General features: G+C 31.6%; 12 protein-coding genes. 6 read left to right on the top strand and 6 right to left on the bottom strand.

What is annotated here, in order from left to right:
- Positions 1-79 precede the first annotated feature (79 nt).
- The 5 genes from M890_RS0103435 to M890_RS0103415 all read right to left on the bottom strand — a co-directional run bounded on the left by M890_RS0103435 (position 80) and on the right by M890_RS0103415 (position 5,977).
- Complete coding sequence (locus tag M890_RS0103435) at positions 80-1,324, bottom strand: mechanosensitive ion channel family protein (RefSeq protein WP_028282185.1); 1,245 nt, start codon at positions 1,322-1,324, stop codon at positions 80-82.
- A gap of 73 nt (positions 1,325-1,397) precedes the next feature.
- Positions 1,398-1,985, bottom strand: a complete 588-nt coding sequence (locus M890_RS0103430; RefSeq protein ID WP_028282184.1) for a pseudouridine synthase — start codon at positions 1,983-1,985, stop codon at positions 1,398-1,400.
- Entirely contained in the window at positions 1,975-4,281 is a 2,307-nt protein-coding gene (locus tag M890_RS0103425) for a DNA topoisomerase 3 (protein ID WP_028282183.1), read from the bottom strand. Before M890_RS0103425 ends, M890_RS0103430 begins: the two co-directional genes overlap by 11 nt.
- Before the next feature lie 152 nt (positions 4,282-4,433).
- On the bottom strand, positions 4,434-5,096 hold the full coding sequence (locus tag M890_RS0103420) for a hypothetical protein (protein ID WP_028282182.1): 663 nt from the start codon (positions 5,094-5,096) through the stop codon (positions 4,434-4,436).
- Between the two features lie 68 nt (positions 5,097-5,164).
- A complete protein-coding gene (locus M890_RS0103415) occupies positions 5,165-5,977 on the bottom strand; it encodes a DUF1853 family protein (RefSeq protein ID WP_028282181.1) in 813 nt (270 codons plus the stop codon).
- A 109-nt stretch (positions 5,978-6,086) separates the two neighbouring features.
- On the opposite strand from M890_RS0103415, the gene M890_RS0103410 reads away from it, so the two are divergent.
- Positions 6,087-7,640: a DEAD/DEAH box helicase gene (locus M890_RS0103410; protein ID WP_028282180.1), complete on the top strand. Its 1,554-nt coding sequence runs from the start codon at positions 6,087-6,089 to the stop codon at positions 7,638-7,640.
- Positions 7,641-7,726: 86 nt separating this feature from the next.
- Positions 7,727-8,845: a DEAD/DEAH box helicase gene (locus tag M890_RS0103405; RefSeq protein ID WP_028282179.1), complete on the top strand. Its 1,119-nt coding sequence runs from the start codon at positions 7,727-7,729 to the stop codon at positions 8,843-8,845.
- Positions 8,846-8,908: 63 nt separating this feature from the next.
- Here the strand turns inward: M890_RS0103405 and hpf are convergent, their stop codons facing one another.
- Complete coding sequence (gene hpf, locus M890_RS0103400) at positions 8,909-9,211, bottom strand: ribosome hibernation-promoting factor, HPF/YfiA family (RefSeq protein WP_028282178.1); 303 nt, start codon at positions 9,209-9,211, stop codon at positions 8,909-8,911.
- 124 nt (positions 9,212-9,335) lie between these two features.
- On the opposite strand from hpf, the gene M890_RS0103395 reads away from it, so the two are divergent.
- The 4 genes from M890_RS0103395 (at position 9,336) to M890_RS0103380 (ending at position 14,026) form a co-directional block, all read left to right on the top strand.
- The gene (locus tag M890_RS0103395) at positions 9,336-12,161 is read left to right on the top strand and encodes a M16 family metallopeptidase (protein WP_028282177.1); all 2,826 of its coding nucleotides are present in this window, start codon (positions 9,336-9,338) and stop codon (positions 12,159-12,161) included.
- Positions 12,162-12,337: 176 nt separating this feature from the next.
- A complete protein-coding gene (locus M890_RS0103390) occupies positions 12,338-12,658 on the top strand; it encodes a hypothetical protein (protein ID WP_157243251.1) in 321 nt (106 codons plus the stop codon).
- 3 nt (positions 12,659-12,661) lie between these two features.
- A complete protein-coding gene (locus M890_RS0103385) occupies positions 12,662-13,093 on the top strand; it encodes a PepSY-like domain-containing protein (RefSeq protein ID WP_028282175.1) in 432 nt (143 codons plus the stop codon).
- A gap of 69 nt (positions 13,094-13,162) precedes the next feature.
- Positions 13,163-14,026: a YihY/virulence factor BrkB family protein gene (locus tag M890_RS0103380; protein WP_028282174.1), complete on the top strand. Its 864-nt coding sequence runs from the start codon at positions 13,163-13,165 to the stop codon at positions 14,024-14,026.
- Positions 14,027-14,106 lie beyond the last annotated feature (80 nt).

Genomic DNA, 14,106 nt, shown 5'->3' with positions numbered 1-14,106 from the left:
GCAAAGATAATAGTAATACTATTACAATTGAAATCAAATTAACTATTAATTAACTTTTTTAAAGAAATATAAAAGAAATTTACTTGAAAGTACTGTTGCTAGGCAATTCAAACAGTTCTAAATCAAAGTAAGGTACAGCAGCAAGGAAGTGATCAAAAAGGTCACTCATAACATACTCATAACTCTCCCAACGTTTGTCTTTACTAAAACAGTAAATTTCTAGAGGTACACCTTGTGAGGTAGGTTGTAGTTGCCTTGCCATTAATAGCATGTTATTATTAATAGCAGAATGTTGCTCTAGATAGGTTTGAATAAATTTTCTAAAAACACCAATATTGGTCATGTTACGACCATTAATTAATGAGGATTTATCTATACCATGCGATGTATTAAAATTGTTAATTTTATCTTGCATAGTGCTTAAATAAGTCGAAATAATTTCAATCTGTTTTAAACGTTCAATATCTTCATTATTTAGATATTTGATAGACGTTTGCTTAATTAACATGTGTCGTTTAATACGTCTACCATCAGAGTTTGTCATTCCTCTCCAGTTTTTAAACGAATCAGATATTAAAGCATACGTTGGTATAGTAGTAATAGTGTTGTCAAAATTTTGAACCTTAACCGTTGCTAAATTAATTTCAATAACATCTCCATCTGCTCCAAATTTTTCAAAGGTAATCCAATCACCAATGCGCACCATATCATTAATAGATACTTGTATACTAGCTACAAAACCTAAAATGGTATCCTTAAATATTAACAATATAATAGCTGTAGCAGCACCAAAACCAGTAATAAACTTCCATAACGAGTCGCCTCCAACAAGAACAGCCATAGCTAATCCTGCACCAACAATCCATGCAAATATCATAAATACTTGTATGTAACTATCAATAGGTTTGTCTCTTAAACTAGGTAGTGTCTTAAAGTAGTTTTTTAAAGTATTAAGTAAGCTTCTTACTATCCACAACCCTAAAATAATACCAGCGACTTGCATACATTTTTCAAAAAGCAAATGCAAATTTGAAAAGTCACTAAATACTAACGGAATACTTTTTATTGCTGTGTATAAAGCTGGAATATGCGCTATATTTCTTGGCACACGATTGGTAATAAGTAAGTCGTCAAAATTTGATTTTGTTCGTGATGCAATTTTAGCCGAAATCAACCTTAAAACCTTTCTAACTAATAGATCTAAAATTAAAATAAAGATTAGTGTTAAAACTAATAACACTAACATATTTAGGTACTTAGATGTTACTCTAGTAAGTCCTAAATCTCTAAAATAATCGTAAAAAAAATGTGCGTATTGTATCATGAAATATGTTAATATTTAAAACAAAAGTACTATGTTTTTGACAATTACTCTTGCTATAAAAACTAAAGATACGTTAAAGTAATTGGTTTAGATTTTTAATAGCTAAAACATCTGCAACTTGCATGTTATCTAAAGTAATATTTCCGACTCTAACACGCACTAAACGCAGGGTTGGGCAATTTACAGCACTAGTCATTTTACGGACTTGTCTAAATTTACCTTCTGTTAAGGTTACCGAAATCCAAGTTGTTGGACCATGTCTTGCATCTCTAATTTTTTTAGAGCGTTCTGGTAATTTAGGTATTTCCGTTAATTTACGGACCTTACAAGGTTTGGTAGTGTATTTTTTACCATTAAATCCTATTTCAACACCTTCTGATAATTGTTGTATCGCTTTCGCGGAAATGTCGCCATCTACTAAGGCATAGTATTCTTTTTCAATTCCGGATTGGTTAACATGGTCACTTAGCTTACCGTCTGTGGTTAGTAGGAGTAGACCTTCACTTTTTTCATCTAGACGTCCAATAGGCATAATGCCTTGCGGAAAATCACCTAATTCGCTTAAAAAACGCTTTTTTTGTTCTTTAGCAGCATTGCTAGAAAACTGACTTAGCATCCTATAAGGTTTGTATATTTTAAAGTGTTTATGGCTAGTTTCCATATAAAATTTTAAATACTAAATCCTTTGTAAGTTGCTGTCCATTGGCTTTTTCACGAATCAAATCATAACTAAACCTAAAGTCACATCCTGATTTATAGTCACTACAACCATAAGCTGTTTTGCCTTTTATAATTGTTCCTTTTTTACATTTAGGACAAGGGTTAGTTTCGGAATTTGAATTTGCTTTAGCAGGCTTTTTTTGCTTAGGTTCTAATTTAAGTTTAAAATTATCATCAAAACGCAGCAAACCTTCAACAGTTACACCTTCGACTTTAAAACCTTTTAAATTAACGGTAGATCCTTTGTCCAATAAACGTTTGTATTGATTTTCGGATATGTTTTTTTCGCCAAAACTAAACGGTAATACAAAATCACATGTTTTACCATAATTAGTACAACCGTAGGCCTTTTTTCCTTTTAAAAGTTGTCCTTGTTTACATTTAGGACAGGCTTTACCAACAATACCTTTGCTTTTTGACTTGGTTTTAGATTTTGTTTTGGTGGTCTTTTCTGTTTTATTATTAGTGTAACTTAATTTAGCTTCAATTTTTTCGCTTCGTACTTCATACACTAATTGATCCACCATATGCTTCATGTTTTTAATAAAAGCAGCAGCAGAATATTCGCCTTTTTCTATATCTTTTAATTGTTTCTCCCAAAGACCAGTCAACTCGGCTGATTTTAGTAAATCATTACTAATAATATCTATTAATTGGATACCTGTAACGGTTGGTAATACTTGTTTTTTATTACGTTTTATGTACTTACGTCTAAATAGTGTTTCAATGATATTTGCACGTGTTGATGGTCTACCAATACCGTTTTCTTTCATTAAGTCACGCAGCTCATCATCGTCCACTTGTTTTCCTGCAGTTTCCATAGCACGAAGTAGTGTTGCTTCTGTATATTGGTTGGGTGGTTTGGTTTGTTTTTCTAAAAAACTAGGTTCGTGTGGTCCTTTTTCGCCTTTAATAAAGGTTGGTAGTAAACCAGGCTCTTTAGTTGGGCTGTCTTTAGTTTCAAACACGACACGCCATCCTTTTTCAAGGATTTCTTTACCAGTGGTTTTAAAGTTAACGCTTTCGGCTTTTCCAATGACTGTTGTGTTAGCCACTTTGCAATCGTCGTAAAAAACAGCAATAAAACGTCGTGTAATAATATCATACACTTGTTGTTGATTATACTGCAGATTACTTTGCACACCTGTTGGTATAATGGCATGGTGATCTGTAACCTTAGCATCATCAAAAACCTTTTTAGATTTTTTAATTTTTTTTGCTAACACAGGAGCAGTTAAAGTTGCGTATTGTGTCAGATTTTTTAAAATACCAGGTACTTTTGGGTAAATATCGTTGGGTAAATAGGTTGTATCTACTCTTGGGTAGGTAACCACCTTCATTTCATACAGTTTTTGTACAATTTTAAGGGTATCGTCTGCAGAAAATCCAAACTTGGTATTACAGTAAACTTGTAACCCTGTTAAGTCAAATAATTTTGGAGCATATTCATTACCCTTTTTCTTGGTGATAGAGACAATTTCAAAGTCATGCGCTTTAACAATATTAGCTAACTTTTCTCCATCTTCCATTTTTAAAAAACGACCTTCTTCATAGCTAAACAGCGTATCGCGATACATGGTTTGCAGTTCCCAATAGGGTTGAGGCTTAAAGTTTTCTATTTCTTTCCAACGGTTTACAACCATTGCTAAAGTTGGCGTTTGTACACGTCCAACACTTAACACTTGCTTGTAACCACCATATTTAACCGTATATAGTCTTGTAGCATTCATACCAAGCAGCCAATCACCAATAGCACGCGAAAAACCTGCATAATATAGATTGTCGTATTTTTTACTTGGCTCTAGTTTTTCAAAACCTTCTTTTATTGCTTCAGTCGTTAAGGAGCTAATCCATAAACGCTGTACTTCACCTTTATATTTAGCTTGATCAATAACCCAACGTTGGATTAATTCTCCTTCTGTTCCTGCATCACCACAGTTTATCACCACATCTGCTTTATCAAATAGGCTTTTAACAATTTTAAATTGCTTTTGTATACCAGAGTCCTTGGTGACTTTAGTTTCAAATTTTTCTGGTAACATTGGTAAGTTGTTTAAATCCCAACTTTTCCAATAGGGTTTATAATCGTTTGGTTCTTTTAAGGTACAAAGGTGACCAAAAGTATAAGTTACTGCATAGCCATTACCTTCATAATAACCATCGCGTTTAGCGTTGGCACCTAATACTTGAGCTATTTCTCTAGCTACAGATGGTTTTTCGGCAATACAGACTTTCATTTTATTAGGTCAATTTATTATTAAAACACAAAAGATTAGTGTGTTGCGCTAATGTATTAATGCGCCACAATTAGGCTTTAATTTTTAGATTTAAAGTCGCAAAATAAGTGAATAAGTTAACTAAATAAAAGGGTTTTGTCAGTAGTTATTAACTATTGATTAAGTCTTTTGGTTGTTCCTAAAATTTCAGAATAATTAAACTCTCCAAAGTTACTAGTAAATTCGCTATCTTTTGAAATGACTAAATAGCTAGAGCAAGGATAATGGTATTCAAAAAATAAAGATTCAATTAAACCATCTGGATCTTGATGCCATTTAGATAGATCATAATTATTTGCTAAACCATCTATAGTTTTATACAAGTAAATAGGTTTGATTTGAGCTAAATTGTATAATTTATCTTCAAAGTCTTGTTGTGCTTTTGCTCGTGTTTGTTTTGTTGCAGATCCACTAGAATTACAAGGGTCTTTTCCTGGATAATAAATAATCACTACAGGTTTGTCACTAGCAATATCAATATTTAATGTATTGTTTAATTGTTTTATTATAGTTGCTTTATTTGATATGATACCATGTTTTTGACCAGCTACTAATCGTTTATCAAATTTTGTTTTATTGGACACATAAGCCCATGATAAATCTTGGTTTTTTAATAGTTGATTGTAAAATTTAGATTCACTTATTCTATTATTTTCCTGATCGTATAAACGGGATTTTTTATAGGTATCTTCAATGTTATTATTGGCAGTTTCTTGTTTAGATTTACAAGAAACTAAAAACACTAAGGTGATTAAAAGTGGTATTGATTTTTTCATTTTAAGCGATATAATAATATAATTTAAAGACTAATATACTAATATAATTATTAAGTAAAACTATTACACTACCAAGCAACCACAAAGCATTTGGTCATTTGACCATTAGGAAACTTTAGCCATAATAATGGTGAATAGTTTTCGGATTGATACACAGTTAATTGTGGTTGTATTTGCTCTAAAGTCAACCAATTAACATGACTATTTAAATCTAATAACCAGTCTGTTTTTTGTGGTTTATAAAACTTACAATCTTTAAATAAACCTAAATCTTTATAATTAAAGTAAAATCCATAAACACAAGCATTATTTATAGTTTTAAAAGTAATGTCGCTTCCGTAAGGCACAAAAATTTGAGCTTTAAAATATATTTGTTGTTTAATAGTGTTTGCTTTTAATTGTAATTTATCCAAATAAGGTGTAGTAGCATTATTATGTAGTAGTGGTAGTTGCTTTAGCTTAAGTTTATTTAATTTTTCAATTAAACTATCACGACGCATAGGTCCAATTAAACACTCTATTTCAGTATTACCTAAATTAGCATCATATAGATAGTATTTAAACTGAATTTCTAAATGAATAGGTTGCGCTTTATCCAAAAGTAAGCAATCTAATTCGCCAATAGTTTGATTAACATTTTCTTGAATTTGGATATTTTCTGACAAAACAGAAATATCATCAAAATGCTTTAACTCTTCAAATACAAATTGTTCTACACGTTGCCCTAATCTTATATTAGGTCTAACCACTTTATTAAACACAAAAAATCTATCTAATTGCTTAACAAAAGGTTGCATGGTATTTATTTCGGAAAAAAATAAATGTGGCGTATTAAAAAAGCCACTAAATTGGGCTTGAAAATTATCTGTTTTATCACTCATAATATCATGTAAAAGTAGACATAATAATTTTTTTTACAGAATAGTCGTTGAAACCCTTTAAATCGTTGTATTTTTGCACATCTTAAAATTTAAAAATTGCAATTAATTAATGTCTACTAAAACTCTAGAATTACAAGAACGTACAGAAGGAAAAAGTCTTTATAGCTACCAAAAAGGTGCAATAGATAAGATTTTTAAATGTTTTGAAGAAGCGCCTGAAGATTATCACTTATTATATCAACTACCTACAGGAGGTGGAAAAACGGTTATCTTCTCTGAAATTGTAAGACAATATTTAAAACACCACAAAAAACAAGTGTTAGTAATGACACACAGGATTGAATTATGTAAGCAAACATCAAATATGCTTACAGAATTTGGTGTTAGTAATAAAATTGTTGACAGTAAAGCAGATTTAAGTGATCAAGGTGATTTTAATTGCTTCGTGGCAATGGTGGAGACACTAAATAATCGTTTAACCGATAATAAACTAGATATTTCAGACATTGGACTAGTCATTATTGATGAGGCCCACTACAACAGTTTTACTAAGTTATTTAAGTTTTTTGAAAAATCGTTTATTCTTGGTGTAACAGCAACACCTTTAAGTAGTAACATTAACCTTCCAATGAAGGATAATTATAACGAGTTAATTGTTGGTGAAACCATCCAATCTTTAATTGAAAACGAATTTTTAGCGCGTGCTGAAATATTTTCATACAACGTAGGATTAACCTCTTTAGTGGTTGGTGCAAATGGAGATTATACAGTAAAATCATCAGAAGATTTATATACCAATACTGACATGTTAACTAAGCTTATCCAAGCTTATGAAGAGCGTTGTAAAGGTAAAAAAACATTAATATTTAATAATGGTATTAATACCTCATTACACGTATACGATACCTTTAGACGTGCTGGTTATCCAGTAGCACATTTAGATAATAATAATACTAAAAAAGAGCGTAAAGCCATCTTAAAATGGTTTAAAGAAACGCCTGATGCCATCTTAACTTCTGTAAGTATCTTAACCACTGGTTTTGATGAGCCAACAGTAGATTGTATCATGCTTAACAGAGCAACCAAGTCATTAACATTGTATTATCAAATGATTGGTCGTGGATCACGTATATTAAAAAACAAAAACAAGTTTATAGTTATCGATTTAGGTAACAATTTACACAGATTTGGACCTTGGGGAAGTGATTTAGATTGGCATAAAATTTTCCGTTCTCCAAATTACTATTTAGATGGTATTTTAAGTGATGAAGAGCTTGAAAACAATTTTAGATATGAAATGCCAGAAGACTTACGTGAGCAATTTAAAAAGTCTGACCATGTGTATTTTGATATCAAAAAATGCTATATTGATAGTATCAGAGCAGGAGAAAGCTCTAAAGTGGTATTAGAGCGCTCTATCCAACATCATGCACACATTTGTACAGAAAACAGCGAGGATTTATGGGACGCTTTAGCTTTAGCTAAGTTATTGGGTGACGATATAGATTACCGTATTTCTAGATATACTAAATGTATTAGTAAAAGTACCTTTAACTTTGTAGAGTGGCTAAAAGACGATTATCGTAAAAAATTAAACGCTTATTTACGTACTAATTTTGACGAGATTTTTGAAGAAATCAATGGTTTTCCACCAGAAGATTAAACCTTAAATGTAACAGTATTCAGTCGCAGTTTGCAGTTGCTTACTTTTGTAAAAACATATTAATAACACAGACTTATTACTTTTAAATTATGACTTTTAAAGACCTTGGTTTAGATAAAAACTATATAAAATCACTAAAGGAATTAGGGATTAAATCGCCAACCGAAATTCAGGCACAAGCGATTCCTATGTTATTAAAATCATCAACCGATTTTATTGGTTTAGCACAAACAGGAACTGGTAAAACCGCTGCTTTTGGTTTACCTTTATTACACAAAATAAATCCTAAAAACGAGGCTGTCCAAGCGTTAATAATTGCGCCAACAAGAGAGTTGGTTCAGCAAATTAAAAAGCAACTATTTAAATTCACTAAATACAATAATTCTAAAATATTTTTAGAAGGTGTTTATGGTGGAGAAAAGATTGATATTCAGCTACGTAACGTTGCTAGAACAACACATATTATTGTGGCAACTCCAGGTCGATTAGTTGATTTAATGACGCGTGAGGCTGTAGATTTATCTCAAGTTAAAACCATTGTTTTAGACGAAGCAGATGAAATGCTAAGCATGGGTTTTAAAAATGATTTAACCTCTATTTTAAAAGGGGTTACAGGTAAAAAAAATACGTGGTTATTTAGTGCTACTATGTCTAACGACTTAAAAGATATTGTGAAGCGTTACATCGCTGATGAAGCTATAAGATTAGAGATTGATAGAAACAGTGTTGTAAACCAAAACATATCTCATTATTTTGTTGAAACGACGTTGCACGAAAAATCGTCTACATTAATTAGACTTTTAGAAGACCGAGAGAACCAACGTGGAATAATTTTTACAAAAACAAAAGCTGGTGCACAAGCGCTAAGACATCAATTAGAAACCGAAGGATTTAACGTTGGAGCTTTAGAAGGTGATATGCAACAAAAAGAGCGCGATAAAGTCATGCGTGCTTTTAAAAACACAACATTACAATTATTAATATCTACAGACGTCTCTGCTAGAGGTATTGATGTTAATGATTTAGCATTTGTAATCCATCACCAATTACCAGAGCATACTGAGTATTACACACATAGAAGTGGTCGTACAGCACGTGCTGGTAAAAAAGGAGAATCTATTGCATTAATTTTAGGCAATGAGCATAGTGATCTTAAAAAAGTAGAAACCACATTAGGTATTAAATTTAAACAACTATCTGTTTAATTTTAAAACATAAAAAAGCGACTTTTTCAAGTCGCTTTTTTTTATATAAAGTATAGCATTAAATTAATGCGTATTCATTTTTCCTTTACGTTTTGCTAATTGTCTTTCTAATTGATTGACAACTTCGCTAACACTTTTGTGCAAGGTCTCTTTGCTTTCTTCAGCAAATAGTCTAGGTCCTGGAGCACTAAGTCTAATACCAGCAATTTTACCTGATTTATCGTCATTAGTATTTTCTAATTTAAAAAATACATCAGCACGTACTATAAATTCATATTTATTAAAAAGTTTTTGGATTTTTTCAGTAGTAAATTCCTCTAAAGCCTCACTTGCTTTTACCTTGTCATATTCAAAATTGATATCCATATATTTAGATTTTAAGATTACTTAAAGATAATTAAATTCAATTTCATTTTCATTTAATTTATTAAAAATTTAAGACAAAAATTTATTGATTATCTTTAAACCACAATCAAAAAAACTAAAAATAATGCGTACAATTAAATTTGCTTTACTGCTAATGTCCTTAACAGTAATCTCTTGCAAAGATTCAGGTACTACTGAAACTACCAAAACCGAAGATTTTAAAATCAATTATGAAAAATTCACTTTAAAAAATGGTTTAGAAGTAATCCTTCATGAAGACCATTCTGACCCAATTGTAGCTGTTGCTACATTAATGCACGTTGGTTCTAACCGCGAAAAACCAGGAAAAACAGGATTTGCTCACTTTTTTGAGCATATGTCTTTTAATGATTCAGAGAATGTTCCTGTTGGTGCCAATCGTAAAATGATACCAGAATGGGGTGGAAGTCGTAATGGTGGAACCTCTAACGATTATACAGTATATTACGAGGTTGTACCTAAAGACGCATTTGAAAAAATCATGTGGATTGATTCAGACCGTTTTGGTTACATGATTAACACAGTGACAGAAGCTGCTTTAGAGCGCGAAAAGCAAGTGGTTAAAAACGAAAAACGTCAGCGTGTTGATAATGCAGCTTACGGTTATACAGACGAGATTATTAGAAAAAACCTATATCCAGAAGGACATCCTTATAGTTGGACAGTTATTGGTGCCTTACCAGATTTACAAGCAGCAACTATAGATGATGTTAAAGCCTTTTACCAACAGTATTATGGTGCAAAAAATGCCTCTTTAGTTATTGCAGGAGATATTGATGTTGCAGAGACTAAAAAATTGGTTGAACAATGGTTTGGAGAAATCCCAAGTGGACCAGAAGTTGAAGAGCAAAATTTTGAACCTGTTGTATTAAATGAAACCAAGTCTTTATATTTTGAAGATAATTTTGCGAAACTTCCAGAAATTAGAGTGGTGTATCCTACAGTTAAAAATTATCATGAAGACACTTATGCTTTGGATATTTTAGGGCAATTACTTAGCGGAAGCAAAAAATCACCTTTATATAATGTGATTGTACAAGAACAAAAATTAGCACCTAATGTTGGGACTTATCAAAATAGTAGCGAATTAGCAGGCGAATTTGTTTTTAGAGTGCGTGCTAATGCAGGTACAGATTTAGATCAAGTCAAGTCTGCTATTGATGATGGTTTAAAACGTTTTGAAACTAACGGAGTTAATTCGGCAGATTTAAAACGCATTAAAGCGCAATTAGAAACAGATTTATATCAAGGTGTAAGTACTGTGTTAAATAAAGCATTTCAATTAGTTCAGGATAACGAGTTTAATGGTGATCCTAGCTTTATTACAAAACGTGCTAAATTAACTAATGCTGTTACAGAAGCAGATATTATGCGTGTGTATAATACCTACTTAAAAGATAAACATGCTGTAATGACTAGCGTTGTACCAAAGGGACAATTAGATTTAGCTGTAGCTGAAAGTAAAGAAGCAACAGTTTGGATAGAAGAGGTTAAACAAGACGTCGCTAATGAAGAGGTTAGTCAAGGTGAAGAAGCGGTTTACGAAAAAACTCCTAGTAAATTTGATAGAAGCGAACCTGATTTTGGTAAACTTCCGGTATTTAAAGCACCTGCTATTTGGAAAGGAGAATTAGAAAACGGAATGGCTTTATATGGAATAGAAAATAACGAAGTGCCTTTAGTACAGTTTGATATTACAATTCCTGGTGGACAATTATTAGATCCAAAAGGAAAAGAAGGTGTCTCTAATTTATTTAGCGATTTGATGATGCAAGGGACAAAAACAAAAACTGCTGCAGATTTAGAGGAAGCTATTGGGTTATTAGGTGCTAATATTAATATGTATAGTGCAAATGAGGATTTTCATATTACAGGATCGTGTTTAACTAAAAATTTAGACGAGACTATTAAACTAGTTAAAGAGATTATTTTAGAACCACGTTGGGATGCTAGTGAGTTTAGTAGACTTAAACAAGCTTTAGAAACAAGTTTAAAAGGTAGCGAAGCTAATCCTAACGCAATAGCCTCCAATGTATTTAACCAATTAATGTATGGCAAGGATAACCGTTTTGGTATTAATAGTTCTGGGACTTTACAAAGTACTAAGGATATTACAATGGAAGATTTAAAAGCCTATTACCACAACTTATCACCTAAGGATGCTACATTCCATATTGCTGGAGCCATTAACAAAACGCAAACCATAGCTGCTTTAAGTCCTTTAAAAGCTTGGAAAGGAGATACTATAAATGTACCAACATTAGCGGTTCAATCAACAGATGCAGCCGGAACACTATATTTTGTAGATGTACCAGATGCTAAACAATCTGTGTTATATATTGGTAAATTAGCGTTATCTGGAAAAGACCAAAATGCCAACAATCTTGATTTTGCTAACGAAATCTTAGGAGGAGGATCAAGTGGTCGTTTATTTCAAACGCTTAGGATTGGAAAAGGATATACTTATGGAGCATATTCTGGTATTACAAATCGTGAAGCTGTTAGTCCTTTTGCTATTAGAACAAGTGTTCGTGCCAATGCCACTTTAAAGTCTCTAGAAATCATTAAAAACATGGTTAAAGACTATAAAGAAAGCTTCACAGATACAGAAGTAGAGTTAACCAAAAATAAAATATTAAAAGGTAATACTAGAGCTTATGAAAGTTTAGGCGCACAATTAGGGATATTAAGACGTATTAGTAAATACAATAAAGCTGATAACTTTTTAGATACAGACCAAGACGAATTGTTATCTATGAGTTTGGAAGATTATCAAACAATTATAGACCAATATTTAAAAGAGTCTGAAATGGTTTATTTAGTAGTTGGTGATAAAGCCACTCAATTTGAAGAAGTCAAACAACTTGGTAAACCAGTGGTACAAATAGATATCTACGGAAACAAAATATAACCAGTCACTATTATAGTACTTAAAAGCACAATGTAATCATTGTGTTTTTTTTATGCTTTAAAGTTAAGGTATATGTAAATGTTGTAAAGGTCTAAGATAATTGTATAATGAAAATAGTAGTGTTTATATCCATCTTTGTAGTATAACAAATTAGTAACCCATTAAACACTAAAATTATGAAGCTAATAAGCATAATATTCAGTCTATTTTTTGCTTCCACAATAGTAGTAAACTCTAATGCCATTAATATGGAAAATAGAGGTGTTACCAAACAAGTCGTTTATGATGGCTATGATGGAAGGATTTTTTACTTCACAGATATAAAAGATAACACTATAATTATTGAAGATATTAACGCAAGTAAAACTTTAGATAATTACAATTTACAAGCCAATAAGCATGTAGGTAAAGCCTTTAATTTAACCTTAAAACAAACTACAGAGGACAACATCTACAGTGAAATTGAAGTCGTATCAATCAACCTTTTAAACCAATAAATTATGAAAGCATTTAAAAATATCAAACTAATACTAATCGCACTTATAGCATTTAGTTGTCAAAACACAGTTAAAGGACAAATACCAAACGCTGTCAAACAAGCTTTTGAAGCTAAATATCCAAATGAAAATAATCCAGATTGGGAAGTTGATGCTAATGGTAATTACGAAGCACAATTTAAACAAAATGGAGAAAAATATAGAGCAGATTTTAGTCCTAGCGGAAATTGGATTGAAACCGAATCTAGCATAAAAAAAGACGATTTACCTAAAGCTATTAGAGACATCATTAAAAAAGAATATGGTAGTGAAGACATTACCGAAGTCGAACATGTTGATAGCGCGTCAAAAGGAGAATTTTTTGACGTAGAGTTTAAGCAAAAAGGGAAAAATATGGATGTCGAGTTTAGAGCAAACGGAACAATTATAAATTAGTATTGCCTTTAGTTAATAAAGCCCAACTAACTAGGTTGGGCTTTTGTAGTTTTATATTCCAATACCAACATGACAATCACAAAAACATTTAAGCTTACAAGTTTACCCAAACTGTTGTTAACAACAGCAAAGTCATGGTATAAAAGCGAACCCTTTCAGCGTAGCGCAATTGTTGCGTATTACGCCATTTTATCTTTACCTGCTTTAATTATAATTATATTAAATTTAGTAGGATCTGTTTGGGGACGTGATATGGTTCAAGGCGAATTGTTAGATGAAATCGCTAAAGCTATAGGACCTGACACTGCCGAAACCATACGACTAATGATTGTTGGTCGTGGTAATGAAGCGACCTCATTATTTGCAACAGTTGTTGGTATAGCAACCTTATTATATGGTGCTACAGGAGTGTTTTTTCAACTACAAGCTGCTTTTGATAAAATTTGGGAACATGAAGACGATTATACCAATGGATTTATGTCAACTCTTATAAGTCGTTTAAAAAGCTTTGGTTTTATATTAATTATTGGTTTCTTACTGCTAACTAGTTTTTTATTAACCTCATTATTAAGCACGTTTAGTAGCCAATTACAACATGTTCTTCCTGATAATGTTGTAGAATACTTGTTTGCTTTTGACTTTATAATTTCTATTGGATTTATATACGTATTATTTGCTGCTATGTTTAAGTTTTTACCTTCAGCAACTATTTCCTGGAAGTCGGTTAGGGTAGGAGCATTATTAACGACTTTACTATTCATATTAGGTAAATATCTTTTAGCTATATATTTTAATACCATGCAACCAGGATCCACCTATGGAGCAGCTGGTTCAATAATATTAATCATGCTTTGGGTATCGTATTCAAGTTTAATATTACTATTTGGTGCGCATTTTACAAAAACTTATGCTAATGCGTATATTAAAGCATAAAAGTAATAGTTAATACGCAACCATTATTCAGCTAATGTGTCAATATTGTAAAGGACTACAGTAATTGTGTAACATGAAAA

The sequence above is a fragment of the Olleya marilimosa CAM030 genome, from assembly GCF_000518485.1.
In the GTDB taxonomy this organism is placed as follows: Bacteria; Bacteroidota; Bacteroidia; order Flavobacteriales; family Flavobacteriaceae; genus Olleya; species Olleya marilimosa.
Note: the sequence above shows the minus strand (reverse complement) of the source record. Positions and strands in the feature narration are given on the sequence as shown.